The sequence below is a fragment of the Aminobacterium colombiense DSM 12261 genome (genome assembly GCF_000025885.1).
Taxonomy (GTDB): domain Bacteria; phylum Synergistota; class Synergistia; order Synergistales; family Aminobacteriaceae; genus Aminobacterium; species Aminobacterium colombiense.
This window is the reverse complement of record NC_014011.1, coordinates 133,475-155,785: the sequence shown is the minus strand read 5'-3', so window position 1 is coordinate 155,785 and position 22,311 is coordinate 133,475. Positions and strand designations below refer to the sequence as shown.

Annotated in this window: 19 protein-coding genes and 1 riboswitch; of the genes, 4 read left to right on the top strand and 15 right to left on the bottom strand. The window is 45.1% G+C overall.

All coding sequences use genetic code 11. From position 1 onward, the window contains the following. Window positions 1-7 precede the first annotated feature (7 nt). Together AMICO_RS00750 and AMICO_RS00745 are read right to left on the bottom strand one after the other, a co-directional pair. The gene (locus tag AMICO_RS00750) at window positions 8-889 is read right to left on the bottom strand and encodes a branched-chain amino acid ABC transporter permease (protein WP_041459292.1); all 882 of its coding nucleotides are present in this window, start codon (window positions 887-889) and stop codon (window positions 8-10) included. Window positions 890-969: 80 nt separating this feature from the next. Next, the gene (locus AMICO_RS00745; protein ID WP_013047568.1) at window positions 970-2,151 is read right to left on the bottom strand and encodes an ABC transporter substrate-binding protein; all 1,182 of its coding nucleotides are present in this window, start codon (window positions 2,149-2,151) and stop codon (window positions 970-972) included. A gap of 135 nt (window positions 2,152-2,286) precedes the next feature. Between AMICO_RS00745 and AMICO_RS00740 the strand changes: the two genes are divergently transcribed. Further along, window positions 2,287-3,375 carry a putative NPN-dependent ornithine cyclodeaminase gene (locus AMICO_RS00740; protein WP_013047567.1) on the top strand — a complete coding sequence of 363 codons (1,089 nt, stop codon included), beginning with the start codon at window positions 2,287-2,289 and terminating at the stop codon, window positions 3,373-3,375. 140 nt (window positions 3,376-3,515) lie between these two features. On the opposite strand, the gene AMICO_RS00735 is transcribed toward AMICO_RS00740, so the two are convergent. The 5 genes from AMICO_RS00735 to yedE all read right to left on the bottom strand — a co-directional run bounded on the left by AMICO_RS00735 (window position 3,516) and on the right by yedE (window position 10,114). After that, complete coding sequence (locus tag AMICO_RS00735) at window positions 3,516-5,171, bottom strand: M20/M25/M40 family metallo-hydrolase (RefSeq protein ID WP_013047566.1); 1,656 nt, start codon at window positions 5,169-5,171, stop codon at window positions 3,516-3,518. Further along, a complete protein-coding gene (locus tag AMICO_RS09750; RefSeq protein WP_013047565.1) occupies window positions 5,168-7,477 on the bottom strand; it encodes a mechanosensitive ion channel domain-containing protein in 2,310 nt (769 codons plus the stop codon). The genes AMICO_RS00735 and AMICO_RS09750 overlap by 4 nt, the downstream gene beginning before the upstream one ends. Before the next feature lie 86 nt (window positions 7,478-7,563). After that, the gene (locus AMICO_RS00725; RefSeq protein WP_041459291.1) at window positions 7,564-8,661 is read right to left on the bottom strand and encodes an NAD(P)H-dependent flavin oxidoreductase; all 1,098 of its coding nucleotides are present in this window, start codon (window positions 8,659-8,661) and stop codon (window positions 7,564-7,566) included. Window positions 8,662-8,815: 154 nt separating this feature from the next. Next, window positions 8,816-9,034, bottom strand: coding sequence for a sulfurtransferase TusA family protein (locus AMICO_RS00720; RefSeq protein ID WP_013047563.1), 219 nt, complete (start codon window positions 9,032-9,034; stop codon window positions 8,816-8,818). A 12-nt stretch (window positions 9,035-9,046) separates the two neighbouring features. Beyond that, entirely contained in the window at window positions 9,047-10,114 is a 1,068-nt protein-coding gene (gene yedE / locus AMICO_RS00715; protein ID WP_041459416.1) for a YedE family putative selenium transporter, read from the bottom strand. A gap of 207 nt (window positions 10,115-10,321) precedes the next feature. Between yedE and AMICO_RS00710 the strand changes: the two genes are divergently transcribed. Further along, window positions 10,322-11,371, top strand: coding sequence for an outer membrane protein assembly factor BamB family protein (locus tag AMICO_RS00710; protein WP_013047561.1), 1,050 nt, complete (start codon window positions 10,322-10,324; stop codon window positions 11,369-11,371). Between the two features lie 54 nt (window positions 11,372-11,425). Here AMICO_RS00710 and metK read toward each other — a convergent pair whose 3' ends face one another. The 7 genes from metK to AMICO_RS00675 all read right to left on the bottom strand — a co-directional run bounded on the left by metK (window position 11,426) and on the right by AMICO_RS00675 (window position 19,124). Continuing rightward, window positions 11,426-12,634: a methionine adenosyltransferase gene (metK, locus tag AMICO_RS00705; protein WP_013047560.1), complete on the bottom strand. Its 1,209-nt coding sequence runs from the start codon at window positions 12,632-12,634 to the stop codon at window positions 11,426-11,428. Window positions 12,635-12,725: 91 nt separating this feature from the next. Further along, window positions 12,726-12,832, bottom strand: a riboswitch (SAM riboswitch). A 106-nt stretch (window positions 12,833-12,938) separates the two neighbouring features. Further along, a complete protein-coding gene (locus AMICO_RS00700) occupies window positions 12,939-13,928 on the bottom strand; it encodes a hydroxymethylglutaryl-CoA lyase-like TIM-barrel protein (protein ID WP_013047559.1) in 990 nt (329 codons plus the stop codon). Between the two features lie 16 nt (window positions 13,929-13,944). Further along, on the bottom strand, window positions 13,945-15,450 hold the full coding sequence (locus AMICO_RS00695) for a tripartite tricarboxylate transporter permease (protein WP_211204283.1): 1,506 nt from the start codon (window positions 15,448-15,450) through the stop codon (window positions 13,945-13,947). A gap of 16 nt (window positions 15,451-15,466) precedes the next feature. Further along, window positions 15,467-15,901, bottom strand: coding sequence for a tripartite tricarboxylate transporter TctB family protein (locus AMICO_RS00690; protein WP_041459290.1), 435 nt, complete (start codon window positions 15,899-15,901; stop codon window positions 15,467-15,469). Between the two features lie 121 nt (window positions 15,902-16,022). Beyond that, on the bottom strand, window positions 16,023-16,991 hold the full coding sequence (locus AMICO_RS00685; RefSeq protein ID WP_013047556.1) for a tripartite tricarboxylate transporter substrate binding protein: 969 nt from the start codon (window positions 16,989-16,991) through the stop codon (window positions 16,023-16,025). 70 nt (window positions 16,992-17,061) lie between these two features. Next, the gene (locus AMICO_RS00680) at window positions 17,062-18,261 is read right to left on the bottom strand and encodes a pyridoxal phosphate-dependent aminotransferase (protein WP_013047555.1); all 1,200 of its coding nucleotides are present in this window, start codon (window positions 18,259-18,261) and stop codon (window positions 17,062-17,064) included. After that, entirely contained in the window at window positions 18,258-19,124 is an 867-nt protein-coding gene (locus AMICO_RS00675) for a MurR/RpiR family transcriptional regulator (RefSeq protein ID WP_013047554.1), read from the bottom strand. The genes AMICO_RS00680 and AMICO_RS00675 overlap by 4 nt, the downstream gene beginning before the upstream one ends. Window positions 19,125-19,319: 195 nt before the next feature. Here AMICO_RS00675 and AMICO_RS00670 point away from each other — a divergent pair, with 195 nt between their 5' ends. Beyond that, window positions 19,320-20,108 carry a patatin-like phospholipase family protein gene (locus AMICO_RS00670; RefSeq protein WP_211204282.1) on the top strand — a complete coding sequence of 263 codons (789 nt, stop codon included), beginning with the start codon at window positions 19,320-19,322 and terminating at the stop codon, window positions 20,106-20,108. Between the two features lie 125 nt (window positions 20,109-20,233). Then, entirely contained in the window at window positions 20,234-20,806 is a 573-nt protein-coding gene (locus AMICO_RS00665) for a DUF1847 domain-containing protein (protein WP_013047552.1), read from the top strand. A 123-nt stretch (window positions 20,807-20,929) separates the two neighbouring features. Here AMICO_RS00665 and AMICO_RS00660 read toward each other — a convergent pair whose 3' ends face one another. Beyond that, window positions 20,930-22,285, bottom strand: a complete 1,356-nt coding sequence (locus AMICO_RS00660; RefSeq protein WP_013047551.1) for an MmgE/PrpD family protein — start codon at window positions 22,283-22,285, stop codon at window positions 20,930-20,932. Window positions 22,286-22,311: the final 26 nt, after the last annotated feature.

The window sequence follows — 22,311 nt, the reverse complement described above, 5'->3', positions numbered from 1 at the left end:
GAAACACCTATATCTTTTCGCTCATTTGCTTGCCAAAAAGACCTGAGGGCTTGATAAGCAAAGTGATGACAAGCAATGAGAAAACCACTAGATCCCTCATTTGGCTCGAAATAAAACCAGCAGCCAGCATTTCCGCCAAACCAAGAATCAGGCTCCCCACGACTGCGCCGGGAAGAGACCCTAACCCTCCAATAACTGCGGCGACAAAGGCTTTGATGGTAATGGCCCCTAGCTGGGGATAGAGAGTATACCGAACTGAAAGAAATATTCCCCCAATAGCCGCCAAGGCTCCGGCGGTAAAAAAGACAATAGAAATAAGAAGGTTAACATTTACACCCATAAGGCCAGCCGTACGCAGATCGCAGGCTGCCGCCCGAATAGCAAGCCCCCACTTCGTTCTGGAAAGAAATAACTGAAGACATCCAAGAGCAATAAGGGCTATGAGAAAGGAAAGGAGATCGAAAGCACTCGTGGTAGCAAGACCGAACAATTGAACTGGGTAGGTGGGTATCACCGGGGGGAGGGCTCTGAAACGCCCGCCGGCTACGATAACAAAAATATTTTCAATTACAATACTCATGCCCATAGAAGCAATGAGCAAATAAAGGGTTACATTGGTCCGCTCACGGATGGGCTTATAGGCTATCCTCTCCGTCAAAGCCGCTGCTATGCCAGCTCCCGCAAGAGAAAGCATGCCAGCCAGCCAGATATTGACCCCCATAGATTTCAAGGCCCCATAACAAATGTACCCTCCGATCACAAGAAACCCGCCGTGGGCAAAATTTGAAAAAAGCAATACGGAATAAACAAGAGAGTAACCAACGGCAATGAGGGCATACACAGAACCAAGGGAAAGTCCGTTAATCACTTGCTGCAAAAAAGTGGCCACCTATGATCTCACCTCTTTCCTGAGAATACGAGGCGGAAACAACCCCTCCGCCTCGTATTGCCTGACCTGTGTTTTGTTTTTTAAGGTTTAATCTTCTTGTAGAATTGCCCTCTGCCTTCTTTGGCCACCAATACAACGCCATCTTTATCCTTCGGCGTATTGTTTGCTGGATCTATAGTAATAGTAGCATGGTGAAGGGCAAGATTAGATGTAGCGGCAAGAGCGTCACGGATAGCCTTGGGATCGTCGCTGCCTGCGCGGGCGATAGCGTCCACAAGCCAGTAGACGGAATCATAGCCAAGTACACCGTTTACAAACTCCTTACATTCATCATTCCATTTCTCTTTGTATGCTTTGAAGAAAAGCTGCATGGCTGGGTCTTCCGGTGCTACGTGGTTGATCCAGTAGGAATTTTCCATTGCGTCCCCTGCGATCTCCCACATAAATTCGCCGTATCCGTCACCGCCAACAAAAACAATTTCGTTCATGCCAAGTTCACGTGCCTGTTTCATAATAAGGGCCATTTCCTTTCCCATATTGGGGAGGATCAGCACATCTGCTTTTTTGTCGCGAATTTCCGTAAGCTGAGCCCTGAAGTCCACATCCTGACCTCCTCTAAAGCCGAGGTCTGCCACCACGGTTCCTCCATATCCACCGTAGCTCGCCATGAAGAACTCCCGAAGGCCATGGGAATAATCGTTTCCTACGTCGTAAAGAATCGCCGCGTTCATTCTTCCAAGTTCTTTCGCTGCAAAATACGCAATGAGCTTGCCTTGGTAGGGATCAGTGAAACATATTCTGAAGGAAAAGGGACGAACATTACCTTTTTCATCTACAGTCACCAGGGGGTTGGTAGAAACAGTTCCGATCTGAGCCACGCCATATCTGTTGACCAGCGGAGCCGTAGCAATATTTATTCCGCTGCCGTTCGCACCGACAAGAGCGACAACCTTATCTTCTTCAATCATACGCCGCACTGCGTTCACAGCATCTTCTGCCCGGGTTCTAAAATCGTACACTACGAGTTCTATCTTTCTTCCCAGCACCCCGCCTTTAGCATTGATCTCATCAACAGCCAGCTTTGCGGATTTTTCTTCGGTCTGGCCATAGGCTGCCCAGTCGCCGGTCAATGCCGCCAGGTACCCAATTTTTATAGGTTTTTCTTGCGCTGATATAGGGGTAACACCCACAACTCCAATTAAAAGAGCCACGAATAAAAAACCTATAAGCCCCTTACGCCATATATTGCCTCTTTTCACCACCTACCACCTCCTAAATGATTTATGATATAGGTTATAATCAGTATGTTCATTGTACAGACAAAGCATTAAGTGATGCAATCAGAAATTGTAGCAATTTTGCTTATTTTACATAATCATCTTGAGGAGGAATATGAAATGGCTTTTCAGTTGCCAATATATGTCGAACCAAACTTCGATAAAGAGCCTTTTGTTTCAGCTCCTGATGCGGGAATATGCAAAGTTGAAGCGGAAGGAGTAGCACCACCAGGTTATCATGCCTTATCTATTTATCCTGAATATTTTAAAGTCAACAGCCAATGGTCCCTTGTAAGGGAAAGTCGCATGGACTGTGTTCCTGTCGTGCGAAACGAGGGAATAATCGAAGCTGTCGAGTTTCGTAATCTTCATGTAGGGGACAAAGTCATCGTAGGCCGCTCAGAAGATGGCCGTTACGGAATTTACCTCCATGCAACCCCCTTTGCCATGCCCGAAGAAAGCGGCGACGTCTTTTCTTTCCGCACCGGGCGTTCCCGTGAAACGGCCTATTCCCGGGATTACGACAACCTTTACGAACTCATGCGATACGAGCGTGACCACGGTTATATTATCTGGGTCCTTGGCCCAGCTGTGATATTCGATCACGACTCCAAAAAGGCTCTATCTGAACTTATCGAACACGGATATGCCCATGCGCTACTCTCCGGAAACGCCATGGCAACCCACGATCTGGAAGGAAGCATGAAGAGAACGGCCTTGGGACAAGATATCTATACCCAGGAACAGCGTCCCCTCGGCCATTATCACCATCTTGATCTTATAAACACTGTTTTGCAATACGGTTCCATTGAAAAATTCATAGAAGAGGAAAATATTAATGACGGCGTTATGTATTCAGCCATAAAAAAAGGCATCCCGGTAATCCTTGCCGGATCTATCCGTGACGACGGCCCGCTGCCAACCGTTATTGGCAATGTCTACGACGCTCAGGATGCCATGAGAGCCTGTACAAAAAAAGCTACCACCGTCATAGCCCTGGCTACTCAGCTCCACACTATTGCCACTGGAAATATCACTCCCTGTTATGTCAATAGGGAAGGGCGCATCCGGCCTGTATACTTCTACTCCATTGACGTTTCAGAATTTGCAGTGAACAAACTCCGCGACAGGGGAAGCCTGTCCGTAACACCTATCGTTACCAACGTACAGGATTTTCTGGTTCACCTGCGCAATAATCTCGTTCCCTAAAGTGAGGAACATGCCATGACATGGAAGAAATGGATCGGGCGATGCCCACCCTGACTCTTTCTACATCTTCTCCTGGCCCTTGTGCTGGGAATCATGTACATAATGCGGTTTTTCAAAAGCTAAAGTAAAGAAGAGCGGCCTCAATATAAAAGAGACCTGTAGACCTTTGGAATTCTCTCTATAGCCTTCACAAAAAGGGGTGGAAGCACGTGAAGAGCATAAGAGAGATTAATTCGTTCTGTATACTGATGGACATCTTTTCCAATAGGCCCAAGATTCATCACGGGCACATCCAGAGAAAGCAAATCTTCTGCGGGGAAATGATAATCCGCTCCCCATAGAGGCATATTTGCGGCAACGGCCTCCATATCATGTTCTTCTCCCTGAAACCCCATGTAGCTGAGGTCCATTATCCCTTCAAAGACCTCTTTTATCTCCAGAGGTTCTTCGGTTAAATCTGCGCTCTCCTCCACAATTTCCTGGGCTACCATGCGTATGACCCTATCTCCCCGGCTTGCATCCCTGTTGCACCGGGGAGGATACCACGGCGGGAGAAAACCCGTAATGATAAGGGGACCTCGTCTGTTCGATTCCCGCAAAAGAAGGCGAACTGCTTCTATTCCACGATCATGTATGGTTTTTCCAGAATGGATTCCTGAAAGGATCGGTCCCAGCACATCCTGAGGCAAACAACCCTTTTGCCCGGCCACATCTTGAATAAGCTCTTGAATGGTCAGAACTACACCTTGCTCTTTTTCTTCTTGATCGAAACTGAAAGACAGTTTTTGCCTCTCGCCCTCCCTAAGGGCAAGAGCCCTCGATAAGGCCTCTTCTGCTCTCTTATTCATATACTCGAGAACTTGACCGGGTGTTTTCTGCACTACCAGACTATTAAAGAAGACCACCGCCATCTCCGGTAAAGTAACGGCATACTGTTCTCTGAGATCGGCTAGTTTTAAACACGCCATTGGAGGAAAAACTCTGTCTTTCCACCTGTCCGCGCTTTCAGCATCTCCCTCAACAAGCGTCATAAGGCACGACGCTATTAGAGGCGCGCTGATGCCCTTAAAATATTCCCCCACATGGGCTTCTCTTCCAACACAGAAGAAAAGGGGCATTATTTTTCCGATGGTTCCTAAATAAAGGTAACCCCTCTCCGCTGACTCCCCCACTGAGGGTTCCGTATTGATGCAGACAAGATATTCCAGGTTTTTCTTTTTTTGAAGCCCCCTGAGCCAGGGTACTGCGCTTCGCATTCCGGCAGACATCCCCTCTTCATCGCAAACAGCCAGAAAAAGCAGGTTCGCCTGCATTTTTTCAGGGCTCTCCGAGAATTTCTCCATACAAGCCATTTCCAGGGCCAGGCCATATTTCATATCGGCCATGCCCCGGCCAAAAAGGTACTGTCCGCTTTCGAGGTCTGCGCGAGCATCTTTGGGAAGTGCCTCTTTCTTCAACCGCTCTGTATAGTTTTGGGGCTGAAAGGCCAGGGATTCCAGTGAACCATATCCCTTCGCATCCACCACATCAAAATGTCCAGTGATAATAATTGTCTCCTTGCATGGAGGATCGGCCTCCACAAGGGCAGCTATACAATGTCGTTTGAGCCCATCGTTCTGTACGGGAATTAAAAAAATATTCTCTGGCCGCTCATGAAAATAGGGCAGGTCGCCCAGCCACCGATATATAGAGTAAGCTGCCTCATTTTCCCTTCCGGGAAGCCCCGTTACGCTTGGTATAGAAGCCAGGTCAATACACAAAGAGAAAAGTCTCTCTGGAGAGGGGGGATGGGTCATTCCCTTGACGCCTCCTTGCCTTGTGGGTGGTTGACAATGGCCATATTATGAGAAACATCTTTATCAAAGTGAATATCCAGCTGGGGAAAGGCTATTGTTATATTACGTTCTTCAAAAAGCTCTATAATCTTATACCGAAGATCACTCTGAGCTACAAAACGAGATGCTTTTCTCATATCCACCCAAAAGTAAAGATCGAAATCAAGGGAGCTTGAACCAAAATCATTGAAAATAACGTAGGGTTCAGGCATAGTAAGAATATCTTTGTGGGAGGAAGCCGCTACGAGGAGTAGCCGCTCCACCTCCCTGGCTGGCGAGCCGTAGGCCACCCCCACTTTCACTTTGCCGCGAATGACCTGATCGGTGCGCGTCCAGTTCACAATACGATTCTCGAGAAAATATCGGTTGGGTACAAGAACGTCCACATTATCAAATGTGCGAATTCGGGTGGAACGGGATTCTATCTCCTCAACTGTTCCCACAATGTCTTCGATCTCAACAATATCGTGAACTCTGAAGGGTTTACTGAAAAACAGGATGAGACCGCTTATGAGGTTGCTAAATATATTCTGAGCCCCGATACCAACACCGAGAGCAAGGGCACCACCCAAGAAGGCAAAGGCCGTCAATGGGATGTTGACCATATCGAGAGCCGCAAGAATACATATGAATACAAGGATAGCAAAAAGGCCCTTCTGTATAGCCATGGCTGCTGTAGGATCCATTTCAAAGCGACGGAGGAGATACTGCTTGACGCCCTTTGTCGCTTTTCTGCTGGCTATAAATCCAAGGAGTACGATAATAACGGCTAAAATCAACTTCTTAACAGAAACAGAGAACCCGTCACCCGACCAGAGCTGAAAATTTAAAAAGGCTCGCAGCCGCTCAAGGCTGGCCACCGAAACCTTTTCAGTAATGGTTACTGACGATAACAGTGATTCAAGCTCTTCAAGCAATCGGGTGTTAAGCATAGAGATGCTCAGCAGGCTCGTCATATATTGCCCATTGAGTTCTATCTGTTTTTTCAACCCTTCGCTCTCCTGCCGCAGTACGCGATATAGAGGAGAGGACTCGCTTTCCGATGCCATAGAGCTATCGAGGGTCAGCAGCCTTGATTGCAATGAGACCTGCATCTTCTGCAACCCTAGCAGGACGTTGTCGAGATCCTTTTTTCGCATCTCTGTTTCAGTACGTCTTTTTATCAGCTCTGCCGTAGGTAATTTTTTTTCGAGGAGGGAATAGCGTGTTTCCCAAATTTCCCGCGTCTCTTCCGCCCATACCTGTGCCTGTTCCGCCTGGTCCATGGCAGCCTGATAATAGACGTACCACGTTTCTTTTTCGCTTTGCTGGGCACGATATAATGAAAGATTCTCAGCATCCGATGCCGACTCGGCCCTTGCCTGGGCATTCATAAACTCCTCCCTCGCCTTCTCTGATTCTTGGCGAAGGGTCTCTGCCTGTTCCTGAAGCTGCCTTTCTCTCTCCTTGATCAAGGACACCTGACGCTTAAGGTCTGCTTCATCATATTGCAAATGCTGGGCAATCCACTTCATCCCTTCGGTTACATTTTTCCGTTCCATTTCGAGCATATCGAAACGAAGACGGCTTTCTTCCACATTCTTTTCACGAAAGGCAAGGGAAAGACGGTTCTTCTCGGTTTCTAGTTCCACTTCCTGTTGAACCCATTCTGAGAATTTTGAGGGAGTTTGTTCCTCTTTCAGCATGGCTAAATGCTGTTCATTCTGGCGAATTTTTTCTTTAAGGGAAACAATGGCACTCTCAGACAGGCGGATGGCGTAGGTCACTGTATCTATTTCCTGAGATAGAGTCTCAAGACGACCTCGGTAGTTTTCGTAGAAGCTCAGAGAGTAGGGGGGATTGTCTGGAACAAGGGCGGCTATATCCTTTTGACTTTCCGCCTTCTGCTTCTCAAAATCACTCTGCGTTTTTTTTGCCCGTTCAGCAACAGAAAGATACCGCTGATAGAGAGCGATAAGGGATTCAAGCCCTTTCAGTCGACTGTTTATTTCCCCTTCTGTTAGCCCCACCTGCTCAGAAGTAAGCAGAGGCTGGGAAGACTGAAGAGTTTCTATGGTTTTCTCTATTTCAACAATACGCTGCTTTATCTTTTCTGGAGTGAAAAAAGACTCCTCCTGAGCAACTCCCTCACCGCTGCTGCTCAAAGGCACTGAGCCTGGCAAGGGCAACACCGCACCACAGCCTGCAGTGGGCAAAGCCATGAATATAGACATTAAAAGCAACAAAATCCACGCCCTTGGCAACCTTGCGGGCCATGTCTTTTTCATCTTCTCATCACTCCCGGATAATAAAAGGCGGGCTTTTCAGCCCGCTCATTATTATCTCATAGTCTTTTTACAGAGAAAAAGAAATTTTACTTATTTTCTTGCGGACCAAATAGTTCTGCAATAATATCCGCTACGTATTCTTTTTTGGTAATTCTCGTTACATTTGTACCGCAGAAGAATAACCCTTCTTCCCAATTACCGAAAAAAGCATCGATAAGGGCCTGTGCGATACAGAAAGTCTTCCGCTCAGTTCGATATCGGCAATGGGTCAGGCAGTTTGCAATGCAGGGCTTGTTTCCAACGGTGCCTTCACGCAAATACTTATCTATAAAGGGAGACCGTAGGGCACGACCTGGAAGGCCGGCCGGGCTCTGGATGATCACCACATCTTCTTCTGTTGCATCAATATAGGCCTGCTTGAAACGATCTGATGCGTCTCCCTCATAGGTGCAGGCAAAACGGGTTCCCATCTGCACGCCACTGGCTCCAAGGTCAAAAGCATGCTCAATATCTTCGCGAGTCCATATTCCTCCCGCTGCAATAACTGGGGTCGGGGTTTTTAGCTCTTTCTCCACATACTCAACAACCTCTGGTACAACTTTCTCAAGAGAGAACTCTTCATTTTCAACCTGCTCCATCTTTGTTACGCCAAGATGGCCGCCGGCATACAGCGGTGTTTCAACCACAAACCCATCAGGCAAGCGATTGTAGAGCCTTTCCCATCGCCGGGCGATGAGGCTGGCTGCTTTCGCAGAACTTACGATAGGAACAAGAGCCACTTCTGGAAAATCTTTCGTATAGTCGGGAAGCTTGATAGGCAATCCGGCTCCGGAAATAATGATATTCACCCCGCCCTCACAGGCTGAGCGCACGTGAAGTTCATAATCGGTCAGGGCAACCATACAGTTTACAGCGAGAACTCCTTTTTCGCCGGCAATCTCACGAGCCTTGATCAAACCTTCTCGTACGGCTCTCTGATTCGCCTCAAAATAGTTGCGCCCCGTGTAGTAAGGCTGATTACAGGCCAGCCCTACACTGGCTATGGTGCCGACCCCTCCATGTAGCGCCACATTTCCAGCCAGATTAGGACCGGATATGCCAACGCCCATACCCCCCTGGATCAGGGGATAACGCGGTTGATATTTCCCTATTTTTAAAACTGGAATGGAACGGCTCAACAACATCTCTCCTCTTTATATACATTGATCTTGTCTCATTTTAAAACAAGCTTGTTTATTCTATCTCAAAAAGGAGATAACCTTCAAGAAAATAAATCAAAAAGGCTGCCAAAAGAAGAAAATTCTTCTGACAGCCTTCATATTCGACACAACAGTTTCGCTATTTTGTTAAAACAACCTTATATCCACCCTCATACTGCTCAATTGCCACATCCCATTTTTGGCTCCGTGCGAAACGGGCAACATTTTCTCGAGATGTTACTGTATCAACAAGAATTTCAACTTGCCCTCCAGAAAGATCTTTAAGGGCTTTTCGGGTTTCCAGCACAGGTTGAGGACAAGAAAGGCCTCGTGCATCCACAATAATTGACTCACTCATTATCCATGCCTCCTAATTAAGACGCTGCCTCATGATCAAGCCAACGGCCAAACAAAAAACCAGACCCACTATTGTTGCTGAAGGGCCAAAGGCAGCTGGGCCTGCTCCAGAACTCGCCAAACTGAAATTATGGCTCACAGCCGCTCCCACAAGCATGCCAAACACAAAGACTGCCGCATCGCCGTCACCTTCGCCGCTCATAATCAACTGACGGCCAGGACAACCGCCAGCTAAAGTAAAGGCCAATCCTGAAAGCACCATCCCCATGAAATTCCAGAGAGTATTGGTATGGGCTATAGGCTGACCTTCAAAGCCAGGATGAAACTTGCCAATAACAATATTCGTTGCAAAAGCTATAACAATAAAGGCTAAAACGCCATTGAAAAGGTGAGAATCCCGCACCATGACAAGGTCACGGATAGCTCCTACGGTGCAAAAACGGCTTCTCTGAGCCATCCAGCCCACAAGCAGGCCAACGATGAGGGAAATGATTATGGGAGCGTGAGCGGAGCCAGGACCGCTCTCTGAGAAAAAGATGGGACCAGTCCCATCTTTGCCAAAGGCAGGAGCCATGATCACAAGAACAAGCAGCGCAATAGCAGCTACTGGCATAAAGTAACCAGTCCCCTTGGGAGCTTCATAAGAACGTCCCAGGCTGAATCCCTTCCACAGAAAAACAATTCCAATGCCTATACCCGCAACCAATCCCGCAATACCTGCAATAGCATTCCAGTCTCCGCCGGCAAGACGAAGATAGGCACGCCAGGGGCAACCAAGGAAGACAAGGGCCCCGATCATGGCGAACATTCCTAAAAAGAATCGAATGACAGGAGCTGAACCACTTCGGGGAACATACTCACGATACACAAGAGCAGAAACAAACGAACCAAGAATAAAACCAGCTATTTCAGGGCGAAGATATTGAACAACCGCAGCCCTGTGCAAACCGAGAGCTCCGGCAATATCTCTGGTGAAACAAGCGACGCAGATTCCCATGTTTCCCGGATTCCCCCACCGAACGAGTAGAGCAGCCAGAAGACCTACCACTCCACCTGTAATAATGGGGCCCAGACGTGACATGAGAAGGGAATTAAAACCTTTCAACACAAACACCTCACTTAAATAGAATAAGCCTATTATACTTAGTAATAATAATTATTACCATTGTTTTGACCTTCATGCAACAACAAAATAAAGATTGGCTAAAATACCATGTTTCTTTTCTCGTTGACTGAGATAGAATAGAAAAGGACATATTGACAAAATTTTAGAAAGGAGTGCTGAGTAATGAGAAAAAACCACATACTTATGCTTGCCATATTTTTTCTGCTTGTCTTCACCCTTCCAGGTCTAGCAGCAGAGAAAGAGCCGCTTTGGCAATTTGAAGCAGGGATGCCCCTTACCGGAACTCCAACCTATGATAAAGGTGTTGTATATATAGGAGATCAGGGGGGAGCAGTCTACGCTCTTAATGCCGAAACAGGCGAACTGATATGGCAGTATGATGCTGGAACTTCCATTAATGGCGCCGCCGCTATGAATGAAAAAACTATTTTTGTAGGGGGAACAGATGGACGTGTCTTTGCCATTGAAAGATCTTCAGGCAATTTGCTCTGGCAAACTCTTCTCGGCCTGGACCTGGCTCCCGGCGCTATATGGGGCTCTCCCATATATGGAGCAGAACGTCTTTTTGCTGGCAGCGCAGACGGCAGAATCTATGCTTTTGACCCAGAAACAGGAGTGGTTCTCTGGACTTTCGACACTGGGCGGGAGCTTCGCTCTACCCCTCTCTATCATGAGGGGCTGATCTTTGTAGGAGATCATATAGGCCGTTTTCACGCCCTGGATCCCAAAACGGGCAATAGACAGTGGGGTGGCGGTTCTGGCGGTCCCATCGATACGGCTACAACCACATGGAAGGGATTCATCTATTTTGGAAGCTGGGACGGATTGCTCTCCTGTGTAAAGATAAAAGGCATTATCCCCCAATGGAAATATAACGCCAAGTCGGCTATTACCACTTCCGCAACTCCAGAAGATGGCCGGCTGTTCTTTGGCACACAGAAAGGAATTCTCCACGCTGTGGACGCTATTACCGGCCAGATGCTCTGGACCTATGAAACCGAAGGAGCCATGCAAGCGACCCCTATAGCCTTCAATAACATTGTCTATATAGGAACAGCTACCGGCAAAGTAGCGGCCATCTCTGCAATAGACGGAAATATGATCTGGGAATATCAGACAGACAGAGAGATCCTGGCATCTCCAGCCCTGGGAGACGGCAGAGTGTTCCTTGGCAGCATGGATGGGAAAGTTTACGCTTTTTCCACAGAATAAAAACAAAAAATTAAGGGCCGGTACAAAGCCGGCCCTTTTTCTTTATCTTGTTATTTACAGCCTTTTAGCGTCTCTTGCCAAGGCATCCGCACGGTCCGTTCTCTCCCATTGAGGAAGGGGGTCAAGGTCAATACGCCCCATGTGCCCATAGGCAGCGAGACGGCGATACTGTGGTTTCCTCAAATCGAGGTCTCGAATGATAGCAGCAGGCCTGAAATCGAAATGCCGTTCAATAAGATCTGTAAGGGCCTCGTCTGAAATCTTGCCGGTTCCAAAGGTATCCACCATAAGAGAAACAGGTTCGGCCACTCCAATAGCATAGGCGATCTGGATCATACATTTTTCGGCTAACCCTGCAGCGACTATATTCTTAGCCGCGTAACGGGTCATATATGCACCGGAGCGGTCTACTTTAGTGGGGTCTTTGCCTGAAAAAGCACCCCCGCCGTGAGACACCCAGCCACCGTATGTATCAACAATAATCTTTCGGCCGGTGAGCCCTGTGTCAGCCATAGGGCCTCCCTTGACAAACCGTCCCGTAGGGTTGACAAGAATTGTCGTATCAGGCCTCAAAAGGTGTTCTGGCACCACGGGCTTTATAACGTGCTCTATGATATCACCACGAATCTGAGCTTCTGTCGCTCCTGGATGATGCTGAGCAGACACAACAAGGTTTTCTGCCCTAATTGCCTGACCGTCTACATACTCAAGAGACACCTGGGTCTTTCCATCGGGGCGAAGATAGGGAATGGTCCCATTTTTACGAACCAGGGCCAAACGCCGTGCCAACCGGTGGGCCAATGCGATAGGCATAGGCAAATATTCCTCAGTTTCGGTACAAGCATACCCAATCATCATGCCTTGGTCACCCGCACCGACCTTAGCCACTTCAGCCTCTCCCATTTCTGTATGGGATCGAACTTCAAGGGCCGTATCAACACCCTGGGCAATATCAGAAGACTGTTCATCTATGGCTGTAAGAACCGCACACGTATCACCGTCGAAACCATATTTCGCTCTGGTGTACCCTATCTCTTTTACAATATCTCTCGCCAATTTGGGAATATCCACGTATGTGGATGTACTAATCTCTCCCGCCACCATAACCATGCCTGTGGTCACAAGAGTTTCACACGCCACTCGCCCCATGGGGTCATCTGCCAGAATCGCATCGAGAACTCCATCAGAGATCTGGTCTGCAATTTTGTCAGGGTGTCCTTCTGTTACGGATTCAGACGTAATCAAAAACTTTCTGTCTGCCATTTAGCAACCTCCAATTCAACAGATATAGATAAAAAAAGAACCCTTTCCAAGAGGAAGGGCTCTTTTCACACGCAAAAAGTCACACATTCCTCTCTTATCATCCAGCCATAAGGCTGCAGGTATTGGCACCATGCCTTGCTGCTATTGGCAGGTTGCCGGGCTTCATCGGGCCAGTCCCTCCACCTCTCAGGATAAGAGATACATTTGTAAAGTTTTAAAACACCAGCTTTAGAATTATAGAGGAAATTCAAAAAGTGTCAACTGGCGGATCAAAATCTGTTGTAGACGGCCAAGCCATCTTAACTTATAACCTCTTTGCAAATTCTTCAATAAGCTCCTTGGTAGGAGCTTTCATATTCTGAGCAGAAACATTTATTATAAGCTTATAAAGATCAACGGAACTCGCTTCTGCTACTCCCTTAAACAAGGGAAGAAAACTTGAGTGACATCCAGAAAGACCAAGTATCAATTGCTCCGGTGGATTAGGATTGTGATAGCAATGTTGGAGATCTTGCGCAAGGTCTTTATCTATAAAGGACAAAAGCGAAAAGAGATCATATTCCACACTCTCTCCAGAACGAAGCAGGGCAGCAATAAAAACCTCTGTCGGAATATTCCCTACGCTGCGGGCCATCCCCATTACTCCACAATCAATAGAAGTAGCACCGGCCTGTAATGCCGCAAGTCCATTTGCTACCGCAAGTCCCAGATTATTATGGCCATGAAATCCAATGGGAATTGAAACTTTCTTTATCATAGCCTCAACATACTTTTTAACTTCATCAGGAAGCATATAGCCGGCAGAATCCATTATAGTTACAGCCTGAGCACCATATCTTTCAAGAGAACGTGCTTCCTCAGCCAGTTCATCTGGAGGGAGAATGTAGCCTTTCATAAGGCTTGTACGTACTTTTATTCCACACCCTCTTATTTCTTTAATCAAATCCTTAGCTTTTGCAGAATCCCCAGCATTTATACCTACGCGAAGAAATCCCAACCCTTTCTGAGCAGCTAGTTTAATCTCACTTATAGTGGCATGTTTCGGTTGGCAAAACATTCCCACCTCTGCCTGTGAAAAATAAGGCGAGCCAATCTCCAGATACTCCTCATCAGACAAAGGCGCATTTTTTACACCGGCTTTGTTCCCTCCTAATCCACTAGGATGCCCGTATTCTATAACTTTTATATTGCTATCAATGAGACCTTTCATTATTTTTTCAGTAAGCTCTTTTGGGAAGCCTGCGCCTACTACGTTGCCGCCATCCCGTAGAGTACAGTCAAGCAGTTCCACCATATAAATACACCACCCCTTATTTTTCGCTCGCTAATTGCCTTTCCCTTCTTAATTCCCTCACCAACGGAAAAACAACCGAAATAATTATCAAAACTATAATGAAAAGGCTGATCGGCCTGAAGAGAACAGGGACAAGACTCCCTTGAAAGAGAGTAAGAGTTCGTCTAAACTCCGCTTCCACCATAGGGCCAAGGATAAGGGCAAGAACTATGGGAGTGGGTGAAAACTCAAACCTCTCCATAAAATATCCAAGAATACCGAATCCAAAAAGCAGCCAGACATCGAGAAAATTGTTTCTGATCGAATACGCCCCTATAATGCTTAGAACACAAATTATTGGGGCAAGCACTTTCGTAGGGGTTTTGACAATCTTCACAAACTGCTTGGCAAAAGCAAGTCCTATAATTGCAAACATTATGTTTGCAACAAAGAGAGAGAGCAGAAGGGTATACGTTATCTCTCCATATTTTGTGAAAAGATTCGGACCTGGTATCAATCCCTGGATAGTAAGGCCTCCTATAAAAACTGCCGTTACCGCATTGCCAGGGATACCTAATGTAAGAGCTGGGACAAGAGATCCTCCCGTTACTGCATTATTAGCAGCTTCCGGGGCTGCAACTCCCTCGATATTTCCCTTTCCAAATGACTCCGGGTTTTTAGAAGCTCTTTTAGCCTCATTATAGCTAAGAAAGGCCGCTATACCTGTTCCCGCTCCAGGCATTATTCCTACTATCACTCCAATGATAGAAGATCGCAACATGGTTTTCCAAGTGCGCTTCATGTCTTCTTTCTCTGGAAGGATGCGATCTGTAAATTTTAGATTCTCTGGATTGTCAATTATTGAAGTTTTATCGCTCACAGAAATCTTTATCGCCTGAGAAAGAGAAAAAAGACCAATAAGGGCAGGCAGAATAGGAATACCGTCGAGCAAAGAATCATTATTAAAAATAAAACGGGGGAACCCTGTAAAATTATCCATACCAGTTGTTGCAATCAACAAACCAAAAGCTCCTGTCATCAGCCCTTTCAGGTAACTCCCTGAAGAAACGCTAATAATCACTGACAAGCCAAACAAGCCTACGAGGAAATATTCTGAGGGCCCAAATTTCAAAGCCATTTTCGCAAGGAAAGGGGCAATACAAAGAAGAGCCATAGCGCTAATAATACCGCCCACTAAAGAAGATATGGTCGAAATACCAATTGCCTTTCCTGCCAGCCCTTGCTGTGTCAATGGGAAACCGTCAAAGGTAGTTGCAATAGATGCATCAGTACCAGGCGTGCGAATAAGTATAGCTGTCAAAGAGCCGCCATAAACAGAGCTGCAATAGACTGCCCCAAGAAGCATCAATCCCATTTTGGGATCCATGCCAAAGGTTAGTGGGATAGCCAGAGCGACTCCCATTGTTGATGACAGGCCTGGAAGCGATCCGACAATAAGACCAGCTATTGTCCCTACAAATAGGATAAAAATGGCTTCTGGTTCAAAAATATTTCCCAAAGCTGGGAGAAGATATTCCATCATTGTCATTCAACCTTCCTTAAAAAAAGATTCCTTTGGGTATAGGAATGTTGAGCAAAGTTTCAAAAAATAAATAGATAACCGTAGTCGTCACCAATGAGACAAGAGTGGTAACTACCCATGAGGCAGCGCGCATCAAAAACATGAACGAAAGCAAAAAAAGGATCGTCGAGGAAAAGAACCCAAGTATTTGTATAGATGCTATATAAGCAAAAATAATGCTTCCTACCAAAAAAACCCTTGAAAGCGGTTCTTCTGTCCGCACAACATTCTCTTCAGAAGAGTTTTCTTTTCTGATCGTTCGTAATCCCAGAAGAAAAGATAGGATAATTAATGCGACACTGTAAATGATTGGCATCATTTTTGTTTGAGCAGGATAGCTTAAAGCTCTTGCCAAGGCAGCGATTCCAACAAAAAACATCAAGAAAGAGACTCCAAAATCAGCTTTTTTCAATCCCTGACTCTCCCTTCTTACCAGAGATAGAAACCGAGGGAGTTGACCCCGGAGGAACTACTCCCTCGTTGTGTTCCTTGAAATTCTATTCTGACATCATGGAATAAACATGAATTTATTCCTACTTTTTAATCCAAGGGGATGTTTTCCAAAGATCGGACCAGAGTTTATCTTGCTCTATCAACAGCGTCGTAAACTCTTCCCCAGGAATGAAATCGATGGGCATATTTAAGTTTTTAAGTTCGCTCTGATATTCTGGCGTAGCCACTATTTTTTTCATTGCTTCTACCAGAATATCAAGTGCTTCTGCAGGAATGTCTTTGGGTGCAGCAAAACCCCGAGACGCTGTCCCTTGCATTACGGTGGGGTATCCAAGTTCTGAGAAGGTAGGAACATCTGGCAATTCTGCAGAACGCTTCGTATCCTGGACAGCTAAGGCGTGTAGCTGTCCTGCCTTTACCATTTCAGCCACTTCTGAAACATTCACAGCAATAACATCGATATGGCCGCCAAGAAGAGCCGCTTTGGCAGGAGCATCCCCTTCGTAAAGAACAGGATTAAGTTCTACTCCAGCCTGTTTCATGAACTCTGCAACTCCAAGATGATCCCCTGCGCCAAAGCCTTCGTGGGAAATGGATAACTTTCCTGGGTTAGCTTTTGCTTCTTTTACAAGATCTTCTAACGTCTTAATCGGGCTATCTGGACTCACGCAGAAAATGCCGGGGTCAGTTACAACATTAGCAATGCCAACAAAATCGGTAATTCTATAACGCACTACATCAGGTTGAACAATAGGATTTACGATAACCCCGCTAAGATTGATCAGCCCTATTGTGTAGCCATCAGGATTAGCTTTTGCAATGGAAGTAAATCCTACACTTCCACCAGCACCTGGTTTATTGACGACTACAAAAGGCTGCTTGAGTTCAGCCTCAAGATACTTGGCTGTAATCCGTGCAAGGATATCCGTACTTCCGCCAGCCGCATATGCAACTATCATGTTGACTGGTTTCGTGGGATATGCAGCAAAGGCCGTTCCAGAAAAAACGACCAGGAATATCAGAACAACGGCAACAAGAATCTTCTTCATAAAGACCACTCTCCTTTTGAAAGCAACTTCTTGACCAGGATACATACTGGAGACGTTCATTCTGCGCATATTAATTCACTGCATGGATTTCTTCCAAATATTCGATGAAACGCTTCACCCCCTCACAAATATCTTCTTTTGAACAGGAATAAGAAATACGTACAAAACCAGGAGACAAAAATGCGGTTCCCGGTACCATAGCTACATTTTTACGTTCTAGAAGCCCTTCACAAAAAGCAACGTCATTTTCTAAATAAATGCCATTCTCTCTTTTCAGACATGAAGAAATATCTACAAAAACATAAAAGGCTCCCTGAGGTTTCACAAAATTGATGTATTCAATCTGTGATAGCAAATCTACAATAAGATTTCTTCGTTCAAAAAAACCTTTACGCATGGTTTCGCAGTATTCTTGCGACTTAACCAGTGCCCCTACAGAGGCCCATTGGGAAATGGTGCTCGTTCCCGAAGTAAGATGACCCTGGAAGTCTGAGATCGCTTTTATGAGCTTTCCAGGACCAAGGGCATAGCCTATCCTCCATCCCGTCATTGCAAAGGCTTTGCTAACGCCATTGACATTCAGCACCCAATTTCTTGCTTCAGGGCAAACCTTCAATATCTGGGGGCATTCTTCTTGATCAAAGACAAGCCGTTCATAGATCTCATCATTAATAATCATGATGCCCTTTTTACAAGCTAGTTCAGCCAACCCTCTCAAACACTCTTCTGGGTAGATAGCCCCTGTTGGATTGTTAGGGGAATTTATGATCATTGCCACCGTCCTGGGGGTTATAGCCTTTTCTGTCCTCTCAATATCTGGAATGAAATTCGTATCTGACGTTTCCACTTCCACCGGGACACCTTCAAAAAGCCTGATTTGCTCTACATAGCTCACCCATGCCGGCGGAAAAACTATTACTTCATCACCTGGGTTGACAAGAGCACCCAGCGCTTCATAAATTAACTGTTTAGCACCGGTTCCTACAACAATTTCACGCGATGGATCATAGATCAGCCCCATATGATCGCGATAATACTCCCCTACTGCTTCGCGAAGTGAGGTTATTCCACTTGTCGGAGGATAATGTGTTTGTCTTTCATCCATGGCCTTCCGCGCAGCTATCACTGCTTCTGACGGTGAATCGTAATCGGGTTCTCCGGTTGTAAAAGAAATTACCTTAAATCCCTGGCTTCTTTTTTCACGGGCTTTTGCTGCCATTAAAGATGTAGCTGAAGGTTTCATACGGGCAATTCTGTCACTTATTCTCATAATCTTTCCCCCATACTTTCTCCAGAGTTTTCTTGATAGAATGCGTTCCAATTCAATGCTACTTCGCTGAATTTCCCCACCCGCTCACGCGCGTGCTCCCAATCTTCCATAGCAACAGATGTTGCAAGAGCATTAAGAACAGCCATAACCGCGACATTCGAGTTGAAAAAACTCATGCTTTCGTATTCAACTTGCAATACAATATCCGCCAATATTCCCGTAGGAGAAATCTCGCTATCTGTTATCGCTATGATTTTGCAACCGGTTTTTTCAGCTTCTTGTGCCGCATGAACTGTAAAACGACTGTAACGTGGCAAACATATAGGGAGGAGAACGTCCCTTGAGGATATTCTGGAAAAACAGTCAAAATACTCTGTTGTTTCATGAGAAATCAACGTCACACGATCTCGAATCTGTTTCATAACACCGCTAAAATACATTGCTGAAGGGTGCTGAGTCCCCAAGCCAACAACAAATACCTCATTTGCCTTCGATAGCAAAGTTACGGCATCGTTAAACAAAGTGTCGGGAATTCTTGAGAGAGTTTTTTTAACATTTTCAATATCGTTGCGCACAGAATCGCGAAATGTGAAATTACCGTCTTTGGTGACAGCTCTTTCCATACGTTCAGTAGGGAGTATTCTCCGCCGCAAATGTTGCTGGATCTCCTTTTGCATCTCAGGAAATCCAGAATATCCCATATCCACTGCCGCACGAGAAATAGAGGATGTGCTTATGCCTATTTTTTCTGCGAGATCGCCAATTGCGAGAAAAGCAGCAACATCTGGATAATCAAGGATAAATCGAATCAACTTTTCTTGAGTTCCCTTACTTTTGGGATAGGCCATTTTAATACGTTTCATGTTCCCTCCCACCTCTCTTTGAAAATATATTACCATATTTCTATTGGAATATAAAAATAAATTTTTATCTTTTTGAAAAGGCTGACCATTAGGATCATTTTTTATGTTGACTTTTGCTTTCATTAAGAGGGTTACTAACGCAATCATTTTCTAGGGTTCACTAAGGTATACTTATATGTGGAAAAGACCAACAACATGGAGAAAAAACATGAGAATATTCAGGAGAAAGAAAAAAATAGGACTAGCCCTTGGGGGAGGCGCCGTTCTTGGCGCTGCTCATATCGGGGTGTTAAAAGCAATCGAAGAGTTCAACATCCCATCAGCTATATTGCTGGAACAAGCATTGGAGCAATCATCTCTGCCTTTTACGCCTTTGGCAAAAACTGGGAAGAAATGGCAATCCTTCTGAAAGGGTTGAACTGGCTGGACATTTCAAGAATCTCTCTATCACAATTCGGGCTGCTATCAAATAAAAAACTCGGCAAACTCATAACAGACAATCTCGGAGATGTTACCTTTGACGAAGCCTGTATTCCCCTCGCGATGATAGCAACGGATATTACAAGCGGTGAAAAAGTGGCGCTTAAAAATGGAAATGTGGCAGCTGCCGTAATGGCAAGCTCGTGCATCCCAGGTATTTTTATTCCTGTGGAGATAGACAATCGGCTCCTCGTCGACGGCGAACTTGTGGAAAATGTCCCCATAACACCCCTTAAGGATATGGGAGCTAACTTCATCATCAGCGTTGATCTCTTTGGCAAATTAAAGCAAAAAAAACCAGAGAATATCATAGAAGTGCTATTCAAATCCTTCCACATCGCGCTGGAAACCGCTACAAAACTGCAGACAGAGGAAAGCGATATTCTTATAAGGCCAGACCTTTCCCCTTTCAACACATTCGATATCAGCAAAGCTGAGAATATAATTGAAATAGGATACCTGGAAGCAAAAAGAATGTTGGGAGAAAATAAAGTTGTGCATTAGTTGGACAAAGTCACTATCTAAGGTTATCTTTACGGGGGATTATATATTGTTCTTTTAAGCCCTAAATTGGTGGCCGTCCCTTTTTCAGAATTAGAATATTCGTAATTATAATGGGAGGTCTAGACATGAAATGTCATCTTTGCAAAGAAAAATCATGCTACATAGGTGATCCCTGTAAAAAGACAGATAGCATTTCTCTTTACGACGATCCTCTCGACCGCAAGCTTTTGGTTGTTGCAGCAGAGATCGAAGCTCTTTTCTATAAAGAAATATGCCGAGTAGACGAAACCCTTGAATTTACGAGAAGAATGAATTTTAAAAAAATTGGCATTGCCTTTTGCCTCGGCATGAGAAAAGAAGCAAAAATACTTGGTGAAATTTTTTCAAAAGAATTTGAAGTGCACTCCGTGTGTTGCAAGGTAGGGAGCATAAAAAAAGATGAATTTGAAATGGCAAAAAACCCTCGGATAGGGGAATATTCATGTAATCCTATCGAACAAGCAAGAATTCTTAACAACGAAGGCACAGAGTTTAATATAGTTTTAGGGCTATGTGTTGGTCACGACTCTCTTTTTTATAAGTACTCAAAAGCCCCTGTCACAACAATAGTAACAAAAGACCGAAAATTGGGTCATAATCCTGTGGCAGCTCTTTATTGCCCTTATATACGCTCAGATCTCGGCAAGGAGCTAAAATAAAATGTTCGTTTTTCAAATAACCGTTGTAAAAAACACCTAGGAACCCCCATCCTATTTTATGGTGGGGGCCCAGATGTTTTCTATAAATACCTTTAAAAATTAAGTACGGGCCATTATTCCAAATTAAACAAAAAAGTTCTTTAGATTATCGCAATCTTCAATAGAACGACATTTATGCAATAATTCAAGGGCTTTTGATTTTTCTACTTTAAGGGTCGCCAACTCGAGATATTTATCTTCTATTTCGGCATCCGTCATGGTGTTTTCAGGATCGCCCTTTGGATACTCGATAAAAGAGCTATATAAATCACCTTGTATTGTTTTAACTGTGATCCTCGAAGCCCATTTCGAAGGGTATAAAGAATTCATTTCGTCAGTGGGCATGATTTTAACTACGGGAACAATTCTCTTAATACGAGGATCCTTTAGTTTTTCTTCTTGAAATTCTGTAACCCCAACCTTCCCGAACACTAAGGCACTAGCCAGACAATAAGGAAGGCAAAATTTTGCCGCTGGTGACGTGGAAAAATCCGTGTTTCCGACAAGTCTTAACGCTGTATCGTAGGTTTCTACAGTTATATCTTCAACATCTTCGTACGAAAAACCTTTTTGATTACGGAGCTCCAACGTAGCGTTAATTGGACCGTGGGTGTGACGGCAAGAAGCATAGGGCTTATAAACAGTCTCATTTATTCTGTAATTCTGTCCCATATCTTTAAAACTCTCACTAAAATTCGTCTCAGTAGAACAAGCTCTAAAAAAACCTCTATCCCCTTCTAGTATTCTTGTCGCTCCTGTAAAACCTTTTTTTGACATGAGAGAAGAGATAAGCCCGTTATAGGCCGCTTTACCACAGTGAAGATACTTTGTCATAGCCTTATCGGTTGCAAACTCCCAAAAACCCGCAGCCTGAGTACCTGCGTTGCCCAAAGAATAAAGGGTTTCTACTTCATCCAGATGCAAAAGCTTTGCCGTTGCAGCTGCTGCACCAAATGCACCACAGGTAGAAGTTGTATGCCAAATAGCATAATGGGAAGGGGATACTGCCTCTCCAATCCGTATCATTACGTCATAACCAGCCACTATGGCTTCTATTAAATCTTTTCCGGAACTCTCCAAATACTCCGCAAGGGAAAAAGCGGCAGAAATTACAGGTGCAGCAGGATGGGATATGGAGCTTTTATGAACGTCATCCATTTCAAGAATATGGCAGTTATAAGCATTCACCATAGCTGCTTGAAGGGTCGTTCCCTTATTGAAACTCCCTATAAATGTGGCTTGTGACTTTCCTCCCATATCTGCCATAAGACTTTCAATAATAGAAGCTGCCGGAGTAGAGGAACCCCCAAGAACACATCCCAACCAGTCTATAATGCATTTCTTAGTAATAGATACTGTTTTCTGCTCCAAATCAGAAAAGGAAAGAAAAGATACGAAATCAGCGCATTGCCTGCTGATTCCCTTTGTAATACTGGCCATATCCAACACTCCTTCGTTTCTATTTA